The sequence below is a fragment of the Undibacterium sp. RuRC25W genome, assembly GCF_049339825.1.
Taxonomy (GTDB): Bacteria; Pseudomonadota; Gammaproteobacteria; order Burkholderiales; family Burkholderiaceae_D; genus Undibacterium.
The window spans coordinates 14,129-34,194 of record NZ_JBMPPD010000025.1; the positions used below are offsets into that span (position 1 = coordinate 14,129).

13 protein-coding genes and 1 pseudogene are annotated in these 20,066 nt (G+C 48.3%); 3 read left to right on the forward strand and 11 right to left on the reverse strand.

Annotated elements, in window-relative coordinates; translation table 11 throughout:
• Positions 1–16 precede the first annotated feature (16 nt).
• Positions 17–664, forward strand: coding sequence for a LysE/ArgO family amino acid transporter (locus tag ACO0KV_RS12340; RefSeq protein ID WP_423042830.1), 648 nt, complete (start codon positions 17–19; stop codon positions 662–664).
• A 96-nt stretch (positions 665–760) separates the two neighbouring features.
• Here the strand turns inward: ACO0KV_RS12340 and ACO0KV_RS12345 are convergent, their stop codons facing one another.
• The 10 genes and pseudogenes from ACO0KV_RS12345 to ACO0KV_RS12390 form a co-directional block, all read right to left on the reverse strand.
• Positions 761–1,969 (reverse strand): CaiB/BaiF CoA transferase family protein, encoded by a 1,209-nt coding sequence (locus ACO0KV_RS12345; protein ID WP_423042831.1) that lies wholly within the window; start codon positions 1,967–1,969, stop codon positions 761–763.
• Positions 1,970–2,030: 61 nt separating this feature from the next.
• Positions 2,031–2,849: an oxepin-CoA hydrolase, alternative type gene (locus tag ACO0KV_RS12350; protein WP_423042832.1), complete on the reverse strand. Its 819-nt coding sequence runs from the start codon at positions 2,847–2,849 to the stop codon at positions 2,031–2,033.
• 549 nt (positions 2,850–3,398) lie between these two features.
• Positions 3,399–4,193: a GGDEF domain-containing protein gene (locus ACO0KV_RS12355; RefSeq protein ID WP_423042833.1), complete on the reverse strand. Its 795-nt coding sequence runs from the start codon at positions 4,191–4,193 to the stop codon at positions 3,399–3,401.
• An 835-nt stretch (positions 4,194–5,028) separates the two neighbouring features.
• On the reverse strand, positions 5,029–6,582 hold the full coding sequence (locus ACO0KV_RS12360; protein ID WP_423042834.1) for an AMP-binding protein: 1,554 nt from the start codon (positions 6,580–6,582) through the stop codon (positions 5,029–5,031).
• Between the two features lie 111 nt (positions 6,583–6,693).
• The gene (locus ACO0KV_RS12365; RefSeq protein ID WP_423042835.1) at positions 6,694–8,355 is read right to left on the reverse strand and encodes a long-chain fatty acid--CoA ligase; all 1,662 of its coding nucleotides are present in this window, start codon (positions 8,353–8,355) and stop codon (positions 6,694–6,696) included.
• Between the two features lie 157 nt (positions 8,356–8,512).
• A complete protein-coding gene (locus tag ACO0KV_RS12370) occupies positions 8,513–9,670 on the reverse strand; it encodes an acyl-CoA dehydrogenase family protein (protein WP_423042836.1) in 1,158 nt (385 codons plus the stop codon).
• Between the two features lie 9 nt (positions 9,671–9,679).
• Positions 9,680–10,888 (reverse strand): acyl-CoA dehydrogenase family protein, encoded by a 1,209-nt coding sequence (locus ACO0KV_RS12375; protein ID WP_423042837.1) that lies wholly within the window; start codon positions 10,886–10,888, stop codon positions 9,680–9,682.
• 11 nt (positions 10,889–10,899) lie between these two features.
• Positions 10,900–12,081 carry an acetyl-CoA C-acyltransferase gene (locus tag ACO0KV_RS12380; RefSeq protein ID WP_423042838.1) on the reverse strand — a complete coding sequence of 394 codons (1,182 nt, stop codon included), beginning with the start codon at positions 12,079–12,081 and terminating at the stop codon, positions 10,900–10,902.
• A 61-nt stretch (positions 12,082–12,142) separates the two neighbouring features.
• Positions 12,143–13,453: pseudogene (locus ACO0KV_RS12385) on the reverse strand (3-hydroxyacyl-CoA dehydrogenase NAD-binding domain-containing protein); the annotation flags it as partial.
• A 215-nt stretch (positions 13,454–13,668) separates the two neighbouring features.
• Positions 13,669–14,580, reverse strand: coding sequence for a LysR family transcriptional regulator (locus ACO0KV_RS12390; RefSeq protein WP_423042839.1), 912 nt, complete (start codon positions 14,578–14,580; stop codon positions 13,669–13,671).
• Between the two features lie 191 nt (positions 14,581–14,771).
• Here ACO0KV_RS12390 and ACO0KV_RS12395 point away from each other — a divergent pair, with 191 nt between their 5' ends.
• Positions 14,772–15,572: a thioesterase family protein gene (locus ACO0KV_RS12395; protein ID WP_423042840.1), complete on the forward strand. Its 801-nt coding sequence runs from the start codon at positions 14,772–14,774 to the stop codon at positions 15,570–15,572.
• A 23-nt stretch (positions 15,573–15,595) separates the two neighbouring features.
• Here the strand turns inward: ACO0KV_RS12395 and ACO0KV_RS12400 are convergent, their stop codons facing one another.
• Entirely contained in the window at positions 15,596–17,302 is a 1,707-nt protein-coding gene (locus ACO0KV_RS12400; protein WP_423042841.1) for a methyl-accepting chemotaxis protein, read from the reverse strand.
• Positions 17,303–18,190: 888 nt separating this feature from the next.
• On the opposite strand from ACO0KV_RS12400, the gene ACO0KV_RS12405 reads away from it, so the two are divergent.
• The gene (locus ACO0KV_RS12405) at positions 18,191–19,804 is read left to right on the forward strand and encodes a methyl-accepting chemotaxis protein (protein ID WP_423042842.1); all 1,614 of its coding nucleotides are present in this window, start codon (positions 18,191–18,193) and stop codon (positions 19,802–19,804) included.
• Positions 19,805–20,066: the final 262 nt, after the last annotated feature.

A 20,066-nucleotide genomic window follows, 5' to 3' on the forward strand; every position in this document is an offset into this window, starting at 1 on the left:
GTTGCAAGCTGGCGCTATGACAAAGTTGACTCTCTCACTCGTTGGCATCGCGCCAGCCTTTACTCAGGGACTCGCATTGAGCCTTGGACTCATTGTGGCTATCGGTGCGCAAAACGCGTTTGTGTTGCGGCAGGGACTGCGGCGCGAATACGTTGGTCGTATCGTCTTGTTCTGTGCGATCTGCGATGCTGTGCTGATTGCCACAGGCGTGTTTGGGATGTCGGAAGCCTTGGGTGAGCGACCACTCTTCACTAAAGCATTGTCACTGGCGGGTGCGGCGTTTTTGGCGATTTATGGGTTTCAGGCCCTGTGTCGCGCGCGTCAATCGAATCAATTGCGTCCGGCAGAGACGGTTGGTGGGATGCGATTGATCAGTGTGCTCTTACAGGCAGCCGCATTTACCTTGCTTAATCCGCATGTGTATCTCGATACGGTATTGCTACTGGGCAGCATTGGTGCTCAACAGCCACCTGCACTGCGCTTATGGTTTGTGGTAGGGGCGTGCTGCGCAAGTATTCTGTGGTTTAGCGTGTTGGGCTTTGGTGCGCGCTGGCTGGCGCCATTTTTTGCACGGCCTCGTGCATGGCAGATGGTTGATGTGCTGATCGGCGTGACGATGTGGGTGTTGGCATTGTCATTGGTTGAGCGTGTGATGAGTCACTAGCCGTTGCTTTTCGTTTAGGGATAATGGGTGGAGTTGATCTGAGGCTACCAGGCTGGGGATAGCCCGGTGGCTACTTACTTGTCTTTGGCTCTGTCTCTAAATCACGCCTGATTGCTTTAGATGTGCAATATCCTCCGCAGGCATTCCTAGCAACGATTGCAACACATCATCTGTTGCCTCACCCAGCACTGGCGGTGCATGACGGACAGGAAGGCGTTGGCCATCGAATAAGTACGGTGGTGCCAGTACCTTGACGCTGCCTGCAACTGGATGGGGTTGTGTCGTAACTAACCCTGCATCGCTGACCCGTTGTGAGGTGAGACTTTCGTATAAGCCTGCAACCATGCCGCAAGGGATGCCCGCCTTGGCCATGTTGTCGAGCAGTGTCTGGCGTGGACGGCTGGCAAGTTCTTGTCGTATCAAAAGGAGTAACTCTTCGCGATTGGCGGCGCGTTGTAAGTTCGTCTGAAAACGTGGGTCGGCTGGGATATCTGGCCGTTCAATCACTTCATGACAAAAGCGGGTAAATTGCGCGTTATTACCGACAGCAATCACCACCGGGCCATCGGCTGCCTCAAACACGCCATACGGCACAATCGACGGATGGGCGTTGCCAAAGCGCGGCGGATCTTTTTCTTGTAATAAGGCTTCAAGTCCATAGTAGGCGGTGATCATTAAGCCGCAATCGAACAACGCCATGCCGATGTCACGCCCTTTGCCTGTTGTTTTACGTTCGTACAAGGCTGCCAGAATCGCCTGCGCTGCATACATGCCCGTCATCATATCCACGACAGCAGTGCCGAACTTGAGAGGTGGTTGGTTCGCTTCACCGTTTAATGCCATCAGTCCGCTCTCGCCCTGAATCACTAGATCATAACCAGGGCGACTGGCTTCGGGCCCTGTCCTGTCATAGCCGGTGATCGAGCAGTAAATCAGCCCGGGATGTTCCGCACTTAGTTGCGCGTAACCGAGACCCATTTTTTCGATACCACCAAACTTAAAATTCTGAATCACGACGTCAGATTTTAATGCCAGCTCGCGGGCAATTTGTTGGCCCTCGGTGGTTTGTAAATCCAAACACACCGATCGCTTGTTACGATTCACACTATTGAAGTAAGGCGTTTCTGTATCACCGATCCGTAAGCCCCAGTCGCGCGTATCGTCGCCCCGTTTCGGGTGTTCGACTTTAATGACTTCGGCGCCCAAGTCGCCTAGTACCATGCCACACCATGGACCTGCTAATACACGCGACAGATCAAGAATGCGGATCCCTGCGAGTGGCAAGGCAAGATTTTTTTCAGACATAACAACTCCATTGATTCAGCGTAGCTGATTGTATGCACGATGAGGCACACAATGACGCCTATTATTTACCACGTAAGGCAGAAAAATTGGCCTGACGTTTTTCTAGAAAGGCAGCAATTCCTTCCGCGGATTCGTTATCACCTTGTGATTCAACCATGTAGACCGCTTCTTGCATCATTTGCGTTTCGAAATCATTTTCATACGCTTTCTGGCATAATTTTTTGATGCGTGCAGTTGCCCGTTGTGGTCCTTGCGCCAGACGTTCTGCTAAGGCGATCGCTTCATTGAGTGCGCCGCCCCTTTCTGTCATGCGATTGAGTGCACCCAGTGCATGCAAACGTTCACTACCGATCCGGTCGCCTGTGAGACTGAATTCTATCAAGACATGGCGCGATAAAATTTCGGATAAAAATTGTGTGATACCGCCATCCGGTGTTAAGCCGACCTTGATGTAGGCGACAGAAAATATCGCATCGCGTGCGGCCACTACCATATCGCAAGCAAATGCCAATGACATCCCCGCACCGGCCGCGCCACCTTCAATTGCGGCAATGACGGGTTTGTTGCAATGACGTATCGCGCGGATCAGGGTATGCAGACCCTCCAATGATTCACCGCGCTGTTCTGTTGGCAATTCCCGCCGGATTTTGAGTTGATTGAGATCGCCACCAGAACAAAAGAAATCGCCAGCACCTGTCAGCACAATCGCTGCTATTGACGGATCTTCCTGCGCGGCTGCTAGCGTAGAGGGCAGTGCTTGATAAAAGCCAAGACTGAGGGCATTACGTGCGCTTGGGTTGTTATTGGTTAGAATCAAGACGGAACCACGTTGCTCGCTGAGTAGCGCAGGGTTCTGTTGAGGTGCGGTGTTATTCGACATGGGATGCTTCCTTCCTGTGTTTCTTGAGCGAGATATCACGCTACAAGTGAAAATGTTCATCGCTCAGTGGGTGATCTATCGTCATCAGAGGTTTTGCATAGTGCGGGTGCAAGGCGTTCAAATGCCATCGATTGTCATCGCAAACTCTGCTGATGACAATCTCTTCACTTCTTGACATTGCGTCAAATTAAATTTGACAATAGTGTCGTCAAAATCGGAACATCAAACGCAACGAACCGGAGCAAAAATGATGGAGTTCAGATGCATCGCTTTGTTGAATGCAATTAAACAGAATGATGGAGAGCCATTACAGTCGATGGTGCGACTAATCAGTTTGTATCATCGGTTTGTTTGAGCGGTTTCTTCGCAGACAGAACGTCGCCGATCATGTCGTTGAGGTGAAAAAGAGTCGTTGTGCGGCGAGCGACTTGGACAACACAGCGTCAAATTAACGTGCCAATTACAAATACGCTCTTGGGGCTTGGTTGGTAAGGAGGGTGAATTACACCCCTGTTTTTACAGATTCGACAAAATAACTACTCCAGCATATCAGGCTGCTTTCACCACTCTATTTCTACCCTCTTTCTTGGCTTGATACATAGCGACATCAATACGTTTCAATAGATTATCAATCGTTTCATTGGCCTTATATTGAGCGACGCCACCGGAAAACGTCACCTTAATATTTTCTTTTGTAAAAAATAGTTCGTTCATCGCAGACTGAATGCGAGTCAAGCATAGCTCTGCTTGTTGTATATCTGTATCAGGTAAAACGAGCAAAAATTCTTCTCCGCCGTAACGAGCCAAAAGAGTTTCTTCTACATTGACGGAAATCACATCTTCAGCACGTAATAATTGACTGATGTTATTGCCGAATTGATAAAGTACCTCGTCGCCAATGTCATGTCCTAGCGTATCGTTGACATTTTTAAAGTGATCAATGTCTAACATTGCAACGCTAAATACGTGATTTGATGAGTCTGCCATTAATTTTAGGTGATTGATGATATTCAATGCATATCGACGGTTTCGTAGCGACGTTAATTCGTCAGTCGTTGCTTGAATTTTTATTAATTCTTGGCCCGCTTGCAGTTCAACATATTGCTTTCGCAATGTTCTTCTGAGGTTCGAAATGAACCCGCCATAACATGCTAGCCATATAAGAATGAGCAAAAAAATTGTTGCTTGGAACAGTTCGACTTTCATTGAAAAAGTGCTCCGGCCCGATGCCGCATCAATACAGATCACCAACCCATAGATGCCCATAATGATGCAAACGGCATATAAATATTGTTTTAAACTTAGCTTTAACATGCCAAAACTGAATGCTGGTAAGTAAAACATTTGACACAGAATTCGTTCATCATAAAAAAGTACATAGGGATTGCACCCCATAATGCCGAAACGATAATTTGTGCGAGGGTCAAACTGGGATCAGAAAAGCGCTGATTCATTCCACTTTTGAATAGAAAGAAAAAGACGACATTGATCAAAATGCCACAACTAATTAAGGTGTTGAAAGCCCACGATGGCATCTTTCCAAGACTGAGCTGCATGATGATGAGCGTTTCAATAGCCACGACGCCATAAGTCGCTAAAGCCATGAAAAAACTATTCATTCTAATTTTTTGTTTGTCTTTATTGTCGACGACACTAACGTGATCCATTTTCTTTCGCTTTCATTTATTAAAAGCAACCAGTTTTCAGTGTTAATCCGTATATTTTTAGTATATACAAGAAGCCGTCAAACTTTATCTTTTTAAGATAAATGAACTTGATGGATGACAAAAATCAACAACGGCATCGCTCTTGAGACGTAAGCCAGCAAGCTGGCAGAAATCGCCGGTGCCGGCCCGACTTCTGCCACAGCCTTAGTCGTACGATTGGAGACGCTGCTCAGCGTGTCGAGAATGGGTGCCAGCTAGCTGCATGACTGTGGCTTGTTCCACGACAGCATTCCAGTAGAGGAAAACGTACCTAAGCCGTTATCGCCGCTGTAGAAACGATGCCGATGATTCACTGGAACAAATGACGTCTGATCGAAGGCCAGACTTTATCTATCGTTGAACAGTGTTATGTCAGATGACGATATCGGAAAACAGCTTTTACGAAGGGCCTGTCTTCCGTATTAAGTGAAACGCAGGCTTGCTTGATGGTTCTTGTTTGTTAGTTGTTGCGGCTATTCGTGGACGTGGAATGCGTCGCGTAGTTCGCGCTTAAGCACCTTGCCAATCGGACTTCGTGGGAGTGCATCCACGATCTCTACCGCTGCCAGGCGCTGTGTTTTGCCTAGCAATGCATTCCCCCACTCCAGCAATGTCACTGCCTTTAACTGGCTGCCCGGCTTCAAGACTACGAACGCCACAGGCGTTTCTCCCCAACGCTGTGATAGTACGCCAACGACAGCTACCTCGGCGATGTCGGGATGCTGCAGCAAGATCGTTTCCAGATCGCTTGGATAGATGTTGAATCCGCCTGAAATAATCAGGTCTTTTTTACGGTCGAGCAGTATCAAAAATCCGTCTTCGTCGAAGCGTCCGATATCTCCAGTACGAATGAAGCGCCGACCACTTGTGTCGCGCCATTCTGCATTCTCGGTCGCAGTTGGCAAGTGATGGTATGAGTTCATCATCGCCATTGAATGCCCGACGATTTCGCCGGTGCCGCCGGGTGAGACTTCACGACCCCAGTCGTCAATCAGGCGGATATCGTGGCCTGGTGCTGGACAACCGACGGTATGCAGTTTATTGGGATGTTCGTGCGCCATGAGAATGCAGGTACCACCACCTTCAGTCATACCATAATATTCAATTAACGCACCGGGCCAGCGCTGAAGAATGTCGGTTTTTAGCGATGCGCTAAACGGCGCACTAGTACAAAATTTTCTTTCAAACGAAGATAAATCATATCGATCAAAATCAGCATGTGCCATCAGGCGTTGATACTGGACCGGAACTAACATCGTATGCGTGACACGATGTTTTTGTGCTAAGTCCAGATAGGTACCAGCGTCGAATTTTTGCATGAGCACTACGCTACTTCCGAGCGCCAGTGCGGGCATGCAGCTGACCAATGTCGTGTTTGAGTACAAGGGTGTGGCAAGTAGCACCACCGCCTGATAGCCATACCCGCTCGCAGCACCTCTTTGTACATGCATCCAGCGCATGCGGTGAGATTGCACAATACCTTTTGGGGTGCCAGTGGTGCCAGACGAGTAGATGATGTTAAAGGTGCTGTCAGGATCGATATCCATGTGAACTGGTTGCGTCCCGGCAGGTGCGAGCCAGTCGTTAAAGTGCATACCGAGGCCAGCGTCGTCGAGCGTAATCAAGCGTGCACCTATTGATTCGACGCGTGGCGCAAGCTCTTGCGCCATCGCCGAGTCGACGAAAATCAAGGTAGCACCTGCATCAGTCACCATCGCCACCAGACTGTCTGCGGTTGAAGACGGCGCTAGTGGCGCCACCGCAATGCCAGCACGTATCCCGCCGAGGAATACTGCCGCATATTCAATTGAGCTTGCCGCGCAAATCGCCAAGGTATCGCCCGATTGCAGACCATCACGTTGCAAGGATGCGGCGATGCGGTCGACGAGCAGATCGAGTGCCTTATAATCCAGACTGCGTTCATGTAAGGTGATCGCCGGTTGTTGCGGCCGTTGCTGAGCATGCAATCGGATCAGATCAGAGACTGTGCCAAAAGGCTGACATAACAGGTCGTCGAGATGTATCATGAGGTCCGTTAAAAGTTGAGATTAGCGTGTTGCATCCGTAGGGATCACTCTTGATGATCGTTACCCTGTCTTAACATGGCATTGTCTTCTTCACTATAACCGTTCTACAGCTTATGCACCGTCGGCCTCATTGTCTTGAAGCTTGCGCCATAGTAATTTCCCGGTAGCTGACTTGGGTAGTGCGTCGCAAAATTCAACGCTACGCGGACATTTGTACGTCGCCATATTCAGATGCGCCCAGTCGATGATATCTTGCTCGCTGACGTTATTGCGAAAGGCGGCCTTGAGCACGATGACGGCCTTAACAGTTTCGCCGCGACGCGTATCACGCTTGGCGATGACGCATACTTCCTGAATCGCAGGGTGCTGATACACCAGTGCCTCCACTTCGGCTGGCCAGATCTTGAAGCCGGCGGCATTGATCATACGCTTGAGCCTATCTTTCATGAAAAAATAGCCGTCCTCATCGACTAAGGCTAAGTCTCCAGTGCGCAGGAAACGCTTGCCATCGATATCGACAAAAACTTCCGCAGTTGCTGCTGGATTATTCCAGTAGCCGCGCATTAACTGTGGTCCGTGTACGATGATTTCACCCACTTCGCCTGGTGGTAATTCGCGCATTGTTTCCGGATCCACTACCCTGGCGTCGACGTCATAGATTGGAATACCAAGACATTGTTTTTTTGGCCGTTCGGGTGGATTAATGTGGGTCGCCGAGATGGTTTCAGACATACCGTAGCCCTCCAGATAGGGGACACCAAGCAAATCGTTGAATTTTTGTGCGATGGCTTCAGGCATTGCCGCTCCGCCACCGCTGATACGCGTCAGGCTCGATAATTCGTACTGATCGATATTGGGACTCGACAGTAGATCCACCACCATCGTTGAAATCAATTGCACGCCATTGACTTTGTAGCGCTTGATGAACTCAGCCGCAGCATCGCGATCCCAGCGTGGTAGTAGGACAACGGTGCTGCCTACATACAAGGGACCATGCATGCCGCCGAGCATCCCTGTCACATGAAAAAATGGTAAAACTGAGAGGGCGACCGAGTCCTGCTGTGATGATAACCATTGAATGCCCGAGAGTACGTTGTACATCACACTCTTGTGCGTATGCATGCAACCTTTAGGATGGCCTGTCGTCCCTGACGTGTAGGGCATCACGGCCAAATCGTCGGATCCGACGGTCAATTTTCCTGGTCGCAAATGGCGCTCCATCATGTCGTTCCAAAGAACCACGCCATCAGCAATAATCTCCTGCCGCGGTGCCGCAATGAATGCTGGCAGCGTCAAATCGGTTGCGCTATGCACATAATCGGCGTAGGCAGCGACGACGACATGCTTGATCCCCTGTCCCACCAAGGGCTCAATATGACAATACAGATCTTGGGGAACGAAAGCGGTATGCGCACCGGAATCGTCGACATAATGACGCAACTCGTTAGTCAGATTCATGGGGTTGATCGGAACAACAACCGCATTGGCGCGTAAAATTCCATAATAGGCAAGGATGAACTGCGGGCTGTTTTGCATATAGAGCAGGACGCGATCACCCTTTACGATGCCACATTCTTGCTCAAGAAAACCGGCAATGCGTTCGACGCCGTCCTTGAACTCTGAAAAAGTCAGTGGCGTATCATAGAAAATCAAGAACGGCTTGTCTGGAAAGCGTGTGGCCGATACTTCCATGTTGTACAAGAGACTGGTTTGCGGAACAGTCAGATGGTGCGGTTGGGATTTAGGCCAAAAGGCGAGGTGGAGATCCGACATATTTTATTTTCCGTAATGTGTCTACAGCTATGTTATCGATGCCAAATGTCGTTGATACGTAGAATGCCAACGGATGCATGCCGAATAATCGCTATCGACAATCGCATCCAGTTGGCCTTTTGCAGGTCGACGCAATCAACTTAACGCGACAACACCTTTATTCGACATGAGACGCTTCTTTCACTTCTTTGCTGAGCGAGATATAACGCTGCAAGTGAAAATCTTCATCCCCCAACTGGTGATCGATCATGATCAGCCGTTTCGCGTAATGTGACAGCGGTAGCTCCCAAGTCATACCGATGCCACCATGCAGTTGTATGCTTTCTTCAGCGACCAGTGTACCGATGCGGCCAATACTAAACTTGGCGGCTGAGACTGCCCGTTCGCGGGTCAGACGATCAGCGTCAATTGCCGCCGCCGCATTGATCACCGATGATCGGGCCTGTTCAATCTCCAGTAAAACATCGGCCATCCGGTGTTGCAACGCCTGAAACTGACCGATCGCCAATCCGAATTGTTGACGGGTCTGTAGATAATCGAGTGTCGCCGCTTTACAGACTTCCATCGCACCAAGCGCTTCTGCACATAAGGCGAGAATGCCACGCGCTGTGACTTTTTCAATGACAGGATAGGCGTGGTTCAGTATGCCCAGCAGCGCATCTTTACTGACCCAGACATTGTCGAGACGGAGTTCAGCAGCGCGTCCGCCATCGATTAATGGATACGTGTCAATAGACAAACCCGGTGTTCCGGCAGGAACGAGAAAGAGAGAGATCCCAGATTCTTCAGCAATATCGCCGCTCGTTCTCGCAGATACCACAAAGACGTCCGCGATCCCCCCATACGAAACGAGCGCTTTTGCACCGTGCAATCGCCAGCCATCCTGATCTGTGCTGGCGCTACTTTCTACCCATGGAAGGTCATTATTTGATGCCGCTTCTTCATGCGCTAGTGCAGCAATATTGCTGCCATCGATGATTCTTTCCAGCCATTGTTGTTGAGACGTATTGCCAACCTCCGCGATGACGCTGCCTGCCAGCACAGCACTACTTAAGACAGGCTCAAGCACCAGACCACGCCCTAATGCTTCAAAAATGACTGCCAGATCAAACCCTGTGCCACCCAGACCGCCATCTTCTTCACTGAATAAGGCCGCCATCGTGCCGAGGTCAGCGAGTTGACGCCAGATTTTGCGACTGATTCCTTGTTCGCTGGCATTGATGGTATTGCGCTCATCAAACGTATATTGCTCGCTGATAAAACGATTCAGACTATCCGCCAGCATGCGGCGTTCTTCACTATGCTCAAAGTTCATGATGCGTTCTCACAGTCCCAAAATCATCTTGCTGATGATATTTTTTTGAATTTCATTGGAGCCGCCAAAGATGGATAACTTACGGCTGTTGAAGTAGTGCGCTGCAACCCCTTTAGCGCTGGATAGTTCTGCTGGCCATGGCGTTTCTTTAGTCGAGGTATTTTTCTCTGGCATGGCGCGGGCATACGATCCCATCGCGCGACGAGTGAGAGAAAAAATTTCCTGACGTATCTCGGTACCGCGGATCTTAAGCATTGAGCTTTCTGCACCAGGTACACCACCACCGGCAACACTGGCGATGACGCGCATATTGGTGGTTTTCATGTTCTCCAGATCAATTTCCACACGGGCGATGCGCGCCGCAAACGCTGGATCATCGGCGAGCGACCGCCCATGGCGCTGACGTATCGCGGCAATGTGTTTCAGACGTTTGAGGGCAGCCACAGAAAAGCCGATACCAGCGATATTTGTCCGCTCGTAGGTCAATAAATATTTGGCGCAGGTCCAGCCTTTATCTTGTTCTCCGACCAGATTTTCAGCGGGTACTCGGACATTCGTAAAAAAGACTTCATTGACTTCATGGGCCCCATCGAGCGTGATGATCGGACGAACGTCGACGCCTGGCGTGTTCATATCGATCAGCAGAAAACTGATCCCTTCTTGTTTGCGGGCCTCGGGATTTGTCCGTACCAGACAAAAAATCATATTGGCGTGTTGACCCAATGTCGTCCAGGTTTTTTGTCCGTTTACGATAAAATAATCGCCCTCGCTATCGGTTGCACGTACTGCACTGGTTTTGACTGCTGCCAGATCAGAACCTGCACCAGGCTCGGAATAGCCCTGGCACCACCAATCCGCGCCGTTCAGAATGCGTGGCAACCAGTACTCTTTTTGCGTCTCATTGCCGTATTTGATGAGTACAGGACCTAGCATGTTGACACCAAAAGGGACGACACGTGGTGCATGCGCAAGACAGCACTCATGTTCAAAAATGAATTTTTCAAACACCGTCCAGTCCGGTCCACCATATTCTTTCGGCCAGTGATTGGCGAGCCAGCCACGCGCATGCAAGATCGCATGCCATTGTTCCGTGTCGGCTTTGGACAAGTGCTCACCGTGCTGCACTTTTTCAGACAGACTGACTGGCAAGTGTGCCCGCAAAAATTCTTTTACTTCCTGTCGGAAGCTTTCTTCTGCTGCTGTGAAATTCAGATCCATGTCGTTTGCTTTCAATAAATTTCAAACAGGCCTGCCGCACCCATGCCACCTGCGATGCACATGGTCACAACGGCGTATTTCACACCACGACGGCGTCCTTCGATCAATACATGACCTGCAAGGCGTGCACCTGTCATACCAAACGGGTGGCCGATAGAAATCGCGCCGCCATTCACATTCAGACGCTCATCCGGAATGCCTAAGCGTTGCTGGCAATAAATCGCTTGTGAGGCAAAGGCTTCATTGAGTTCCCACAAACCGATATCATCCATGCTCAACCCGTGACGGGCGAGTAGCTTGGGTACGGCGAAGACTGGGCCTATCCCCATTTCATCTGGTTCGCAGCCTGCGACGACCATACCGCGAAACGCGCCTAGTGGTGTGAGATTGGCGCGACTGGCTTCTTTGGCTTCCATCAGTACACAAGCCGAGGCACCATCGGACAACTGAGACGAATTTCCTGCAGTAATAAAATGTTCTGCACCCCGTACTGGACTGAGTTTTGCTAACCCTGTGAGGTTCGTGTCGATACGGTTGCAGGTATCGACATCGATGCTGACTTCGCGCTGTGACACCACCCCAGTCGCTTTGTCGGTCACCGCCATCACGGTTTGACATGCCACGATCTCATCACGATAGCGGCCTGCTGCCTGCGCGGCAGCCGTTTTACGCTGGCTTTGTTCAGAAAAAATATCCTGTGCTTCACGACTAATGCCATACCGTGCCGCCACAATATCGGCGGTTTCTATCATTGCTAAATACAAGTCAGGTTTATGTTCGAGTATCCATGGATCGAGGCTGCTGGCGCCGTCTTCACGGGTACGGATTTGCGAAATGCTTTCAACGCCACCAGCGATCATTGCCGGTGCACCATCAACAACAATCCGTCCCGCCGCCATCGCAATTGCTTGCAAGCCAGATGCGCAAAAGCGGTTGACGGTGGTGCCAGCAATACTGATTGGCAAACCGGCGCGGATGATCGTTTGGCGAGCGATATTGCGGCCAGTCGTGCCTTCTGGGTAGCCACATCCCAGAATCGCATCTTCTATCAATGCTGGGTCGATGCCGGCACGTTGTACTGCTGCACCCACAGCAAAGGCTGCGAGGGCAGGGCCAGAAGTGATATTGAATTCGCCACGGTGAGCTTTGGTCAGTGGGGTACGTGCCGTTGAAACAATGACTGCTTCGCGCATGATGAGGTCTCCTGAATTGTTATTGATAACGATGATATTGTTAGAGGTTTGGGTGTTTGGGTCAGTTCGTATCCTGTAGATGATTCAGGCTATCGAAATTCGCATCCCGTTCAACTAAATCGATCAGCAAAGGTGATGCTTGCCAGAACAGCGGATCTTCTTTGGCGAACTCCCGGATATCAGCCAGAATGCTGGACAAACCAACGGTGTCGGCATACTTCATCGGCCCTCCACGGTGGCGCGGAAATCCATACCCATTCATGAAGGTGACGTCGACATCCAAAGGCCGCAACGCAATACCCTGATGCACGACATTGGCGCCCTCATTGATCATAGCTGCCATGTAGCGACGCAGAATTTCATCATCAGTAAATGTGCGTGGAGTGATGCCTACCCGTGCCTGCTCTGCTTCGATAATGGCGAGGATCTCCATATCGGATTTGCCAGTCCGTGTCCCATCGGGGTACAGATAATAACCACGCCCAGTTTTTTGTCCGAACCAGCCTCGTTCGCAGATGCGGTCGGCGATCTGCACATAACGTGCTCTCGGGTCTCGTGTCGCAGCACGGCGTTTGCGGGTTGCCCAGCCAATGTCACCACCTGCTAGGTCGGATACTTGAAACGGTCCCATTGCAAAACCAAAGTCCACCAATGCTTTGTCGATCTGATACGGCGATGCACCATCTTCCATCATATGATCGGCTGCCTGACGGTAGACTGCTAGGATACGGTTACCGATAAACCCATCACATACGCCTGCTCTGACAGGGACTTTTTTTAATATTTTTGCGAGGGCAAATGCAGTTGCGACGATATCTGGCGCGGTTTTTTCAGCAACGACAATTTCCAGTAACTTCATCACATTGGCAGGTGAAAAGAAATGCAGACCAATGACATCTGCTGGCCTGGAAATACTCGCGGCAATGTCGTTGACGTCAAGGTAAGAAGTATTGGTCGCTAAGATTGCGCCAGTTTTGCAGACACGATCCAGTTCACTGAAGACCGCCTTTTTGACAGAGATATCTTCAAAGACTGCTTCAATCACCAGATCCGTGTCAGCCAGTGATTCATAAGATAAGCTGCCCTGATAGCGTTGCATGATCTGCGTTTTTTGATCAGCGCTCAGGCGTCCTTTAGTGATCAGGCCATCAAACACTTTGTCGATGTACTGACGTGCTCTGGCGAGGCCAGCGTCATCACGCTCAATCAGGGTAACGGGCAAACCGTTCTCTAATAAGGCAATCGCAATCCCTGCACCCATCGTGCCGCCACCAATCACGCCTGTGGTGGCGATGGAGCGTGCCTTGGCTGATTGGGTTTCAGGTGCCAGGAAGACAGCTTGTTCGGCTCGTAGGGCATGGGCCAGTGCTGCATCCTTGATTTCTTGCGCAACGTCTTTTTGCATAATGAGAGGCTTTCAATGAGATGGCGCCCCCCAAAAAAATGCAACAGCGGCCAATGCCGGGGGCTCAATATCATTGATTGTCATCGCAAAGTGCGTTGTTGACAATCTCCTCACTTCTTGACAGTAAGTCAAATTACATTTGACAATAAACGTGCTAGTGCCGCATCAGAACGGCGATTAAATCAGGTCCAGCTTTCACTGAGCGCGATGATTTTCTCACTCAGAAAATGGATCACAGCGCGGGTGGACGGGGACGGATAGCGATTGGGGAGAGTCAGTACATAAAGGTTACCGCCAAGATCTGCCACACGGTAATCCGGCAGCAAAGGGACAATCCCCGCGTAAGCTGGCATGTGCTGTACATAGGCGGGCAATAAACCGACGCCCAGTCCCTGCGACACCGCATCTGCCAATAACGGAAAATCGTCTGATTGCAGTCCGGTAGTCAGTTCTACTGTGTGGGTATCGTTGTCGTATTCCTTGTGCGCTAACTTCATGCTGACACGCAGGCCTGGATACGGCGAAGCAACCAGCGGGTGATGGGCAAGGTCGCTTGGCTGGAGGATAGGGCCATGCCGTTTCAGATACTCGGGCGAAGCAAATAGCTGCCAGTTGATCGCACAGAGGTATTTTGCGACGCAATCCATAGGTGGTGTTGTGGTAATTTTGAGTGCCACATCGACTTCTGCCGCAATCAAATTCTGAATCCGGTTATTGAAAGTCACATTGAGCGTGATACCCGGATGTTGTTTTGCAAAATCGAGCAGCATCGCACCAGCATACATACGCCCAAAGCCAGTTGGTACACTGATTCTGACGTGGCCCCGTAATGATTGCCCCAGATGATCAATCGACGCACGCGTCGTGCTCAGGTCTGCCATCATCCGCTGGCCGTATTCATACAAAATCTGTCCTGCCTGAGTCAATTCTAGGCTCCGCGTTGAGCGACGCAGAAGTTGTGCCCCAGCTTCCCGCTCCAGCAATTTGAGCTGGTGACTGATGTTAGAGCGCGTCATATTTAGACGCCGCGCCGCCGCACTCAGACTACGGGCATCAACCATCTCGAGAAACATGCTGATTAGATTCAGATTCATTGCTTTGTTGAATACAATTAAACAGAGGTAGTGATAGTAATCACTTTTAATGGCGCCGACAATTAGTCTTTGTGATCATTGCTGTCTTGGTATAAGTCGTTGTAACGAGGACGCATATTGCACATGATATTGCCACTACGACATTTTTTACGGTCATAATGGCGGACACAGAAAAGAAAAGAGAAAGGTAAATGATGTCAATTGAGCATCTTATTCGTCAGCTTGAAACACAGTCAACAATATCGATTCCCGCAGGATGGGGCCAAGGGCGAGCCACATTCGGTGGCTTATTGGGTAGTCTGATGCTGAGTCGTTTGCATGCTGTATTGGGTGATCTGACCAATGACCGTGTATTGCGATCTGCAACAATTTCTTTTATTGGCGCCGTTGCTCCAGGCGACGTTGAAATAAAGACAGAGATTTTTCGGAGCGGTAAATCCGTGACCCAAGCCTCGGCAACGTTATTGCAAGACGGGGCTGTGATGGCACTGCTACTGGCAAATTTTGGTAGTAGCCGCGTCTCTGCGATAGACATCCCTGCGACGATCAGTTCACCACAAGGCAAGTCACCAGAGGAGGCAATGAAATTTGCATATATCCCAGGTGTGATGCCGGAGTTTATTCAACAAGTTGATCTGCGCTGGGCACAAGGCGCTCTTCCGTTTAGCGGTGCAAAGCAAGCTGATTTTAGTGGATGGATGCGCTGGAAGGATACATTTCCAGTTATGTCCGTTACGCATTTGTTGGGACTCATCGATTCTTGGCCCCCATCTGTGTTGCCCGTGCTCAAGGGGCCGGGTAACGCCAGTACGCTGAGTTGGAATATTGAGTTCTTGTCGCATGATTTTAACAAGAGCAGTGAACATTGGTGGCAGTATCAGGTCACGACGGACTTTGCCCATTCCGGTTATGCGCATGCTGTTGCGCATATCTGGGATGATGAAAAAAATCTGGTAGCAATTAGTCGCCAAGTGACGACCGTATTTGCTTGATGTTCCTTAAAAAACAGTCATCGTTAAAATTCCTCAAATTCCTCTTCAGAATTACGGTGATTGTTTTTTTGTTTTGCTTGTTTAGTATTGACGGTAATGAGTTGAGATTTCTTTTTTTGTTGTGCTGGCTTAACTGCGTTGAACCGTTGCGGTGGGATATTGATTTGCGCCGCATAGTTATTGCTGACCTTAAAGGTGCTAACTAGCTGATTTAGCGCCATCACCTGGTCATCTAACGCGTGCGCTGCTGCGGCAGCTTCTTCAACAAGAGCGGTATTTTGTTGAGTGGTATCATCCAATTGAGTGATTGCCAGATTAATATGGTCGATGCCTGTCGTTTGTTCGTGACTTGCTGCAGTGATCTCACCGATGACGTGCGAGACTTTTTTCACACTCTCAACCACTTCCTCAATCGTCTTTCCTGTGTCATTGACAAGTTTAGTCCCGTTGACGACTTTATCGACCGTATCAAAAATCAGATGTTTAACCTCTTTAGCTGCTTCTGCGCTGCGCTGCGCGAGGCTGCGAACCTCACTGGCCACAACGGCGAAACCACGCCCCTGTTCGCCAGCTCTGGCTGCTTCCACCGCAGCATTTAACGCGAGAATATTGGTCTGAAATGCGATGCCATCAATCACACTGATGATATCGACAATTTTTTTTGATGAGGTATCAATCGCGGTCATTGTTGAGATCACCTGCCCAACCATTTGCCCACCTTTACTGGCAATGTCGGAGGCTGATGCGGCAAGTTGATTCGCTTGGCCCGCGTTGTCCGCATTTTTTCTCACTGTGGACGTTAATTCTTCTATGGAAGCAGCGGTTTCTTCGAGCGTACTTGCCTGTGATGCGGAACGTGAGGATAAGTCCATGTTTCCAGCAGAAATCTCCTGTGATGCAGTGGCAATGGTCCCTGTACTTTGTGTCACTTTGGACACAATGTCTGAAAAACTATCACGCATATTCTTAATCGCTGTCAGCAGACTTTCACGATCAGCCTTGCTGACATCAATATCAATCGTCAGATCGCCGGTGGCAATCTGATTGGCAATTTGTTTTACGTGTAAGGGTTCTGCACCTAATTGTTTATACAGTAAACGCGTAATGAACTCAGCGATCAATAATGACGCAAGGACAGCAATCACGGAAAATGTGATGAGCAAGAAGTTCTGATGCGCATAATCATTTGCTGCTGCGATCTCCTCAGCTTTGTTTTTTTGTAACTGCAAATCAATAAATGACTGGATATTATTGTGCCACTTTGTCGTCATCGGATCCGCTTGCTTGAATAAATAGTCAGCGCCTTGCACTTTATCTTTTTTTGCTGTTTCAAGAAACTTGTTATCGGTCAGTTGAACTTCAAGCGTAATTTTTTTAATCTCGGCAACAAAGGCTTTGCCTTTTGTATTTAACGGCATTTTTTTGAGTTGCTCGAAAGCGCGATTGTAATTTTCTCTGGCTTCACCGAATTTAAGAAGCTCTTTTTCATAGGCAGTTTCATCGGTGATCAATACGAGTGATCTCATGACTTTGGACATAATATGAATCGCGTTAGACATATCAGCGAGATGGGCAATTTTGACCGAGTTGATCTCGCTGACGTGTTTTAATCGTTCGTTTGTTTCTGTCATGCTAAAACTGCTGAGCACCGAAATAACGATAAGAAAACTCAGGATTGCTGCAAAACCTACCCTGATTTGCGCCTTAATAGTGAACGTAGATAATGTCATTTTGAGCACCTAAAAAATGCTGTTTTGTTGTATTTGCAGTAGACAAAAATTGCTTACAAAAATAGTCTTTCAGTGTTTTCCTATTGAAGCTTTAAACAGAAAAGTTGCTAAGTATTTTTTAATGGTTAATGCAAACTTAATGCAAATCAAAAGAAACGACAGTTGATAATGAAGACAAATAATTGACACACATTGTTCTGGTGAATATGGCGCGACATTGACGTTGACGAATTACCACAGCATGTATTGACGCCATGGTTGAATTTTGTTTCTGCCGTATAAATAACGGTTTACAGTAGAACTTAAATCACTTTTTTTAAAAATAAAAGATAGCGAGAGTTTTGTCCACGAATTTGGTTCAGTCGCAGTAAACATCTGTTGTTGAGTGACCACCTTAGATCTTGATCGACGTAGTTGAAACGCGGCTACATCACTATCTACGTGGCATCTGAACTAGGTTGAGCCGGATCTAGCGTTGTAGATCAGCAAAAAAAGGTCTGGTGGTGTCGTTCTTCAGATCGCGTCGTGCGTGTTGTTGTGGGACTGATGTAAAACCGTCACCGTAGCGTGATGACTCATCGCCTTACTATTTTTTCTGTCACCATCACGATGTAGTCATGGCACAGTTTTGTATCAATCGTCATTTTAAAAAATTGACAAAAATAGGAATAAAAAAATAAGCGACGTATTCATTAGATGGTAAAAAAATAGCGCCATTCTTTTACCAATTGCAAATGAAGGCGTCAATTTTCTGCATTAACAATCAGAAAATTTTTGTGAGTTTGATTTGGTATAACAATTCTTTGAGGAAATATCTTTTGTAGCTCCTGTCGTTGTTGGACTCTTTGGTATCAACCAACCCAATATCTTTAATGAATGGTGGCGAAAATGAATATGTCAAACTTAACGGTTAAATTTAAAATGGTAATGGGCTACGCCATTGTTTTGGTTTGTCTAGTGTCTGTTGCGATATCGGGCTTATACGGAATGTCTGAGGCTAACGATACACTCAAGCATGTGACAGAGGTCAATACCGTTAAGATGACGTTGCTAGAAGACATGTCTAACTCCGTCCACATTGTATCGCGCGTAATTCGCTCGCTTGCATTGATTACTGATCAGACCGTTTATGATCGTGAATTCCAAAAAATTATTGCGGCCCGTAATGAATACGATAAAGCGTTCACCTCTTTGCAGGGAATGCCTTTGGATCCCAGGGACAAGAATTTTGTCGATGAAATAAAAAAAGACATGGAGGTCGCACGCGCTAAGAATAACCAGTTTCTTGAGATGGCTAAGCAGAACAAAGATCAGAGTATTGTTTTTTTACTCGCAGATGCCAACCCTGCCAATGCTATCTGGCAAGACAATATTCATAGTTACATTAATTTGCAACGTGAAAAAAATAAACAGGACAAATTGATTGAGGCGCGGGAATATAGCGAGCTGCGGCTCGTGATCGTGTTATTTTCTGTTGGTGCCATCGTCTTCTCAATCGCAGTTGGCACCTTGATTACCCGCTCATTGCTGCACCAGTTAGGCGCTGACCCGCTTTATGTCCGTTATATTGCCAGACAACTTGCGACGGGTGACCTGACAGTCAATATTGACGTGGGTAAAGCCCATCCTAATAGCCTGATTTCCGCCATCAATATGATGCGTAACAATATCGCAGAGGTTGTCACAAATGTTGCTCAGGGCGCTGAGACAATTTCAAATGCCTCTAAAGAAATTTCAATTGGTAATGCAGATCTTTCTATGCGTTCACAAACACAGGCCGGTGCGATAGAAGAAACAGCATCTTCGGTGGAGGAGTTGACTTCAACCGTTAAAAATAACGCCGATAATTCACGCCAGGCCAATCAGCTTGCTGCATCTGCATCTGATATTGCGGCGGATGGCGGGGGAATGGTGAACGAAGTCATCGCCACCATGAACTCAATTAGCGACTCTTCAAAGAAAATCGTTGATATTATCAGCGTGATTGACGGTATCGCATTTCAAACAAATATCCTTGCATTAAATGCCGCGGTGGAAGCAGCCAGAGCTGGCGAACAAGGTCGTGGTTTTGCGGTCGTTGCCAGTGAGGTACGTAGCCTTGCACAGCGTAGTGCAATCGCTGCAAAAGAAATAAAAATATTGATTTCTGATACGGTCGAAAAAGTTGGTACTGGCGCAAAGAAAGTTGATGAAGCTGGCCAAACTATCGATAACGTGATTGTTAGTGTTAGAAAAGTTTCTGACGTGATCAGTGAAATTAGTACTGCAAACGGTGAGCAAACGACAGGACTGCAACAGATTCATCAGGCGATTAATCAGCTCGATCAAGTCACGCAGCAGAACGCTTCTTTAGTTGAAGAGGTCGCTGCAGCATCGGAATTATTAAGTGAGCAGGCAATGGGACTTCGCAAACTTGTTGAGTTCTTTAAGTTAGATCATCGTGTACAAAACAATTCGACGACAACCAAAGTAAAAGCGGCCATGCAGTTGCTTCAAAAATAATTGCTTACATCTAGAAAATTAGTTGAATCACATGGGGTATGAATTATCTGATATCGTTGGTCAACTTCATCTTGTGTTTGTTGACACTGATCAAAACAACATGCTACACGTCAAACATCTTCTCAGTCTTACCAAGAACTAAAAGTAATGGGTTAGCAAGTCGTAAAAGAAGTTCAATTGCACTACATCTAATCCGTCAGTGCAGCTTCAGATGGCACCAATAGTTGGCTCTCGGACCATATCCTCAGGAAAGCGACGTATT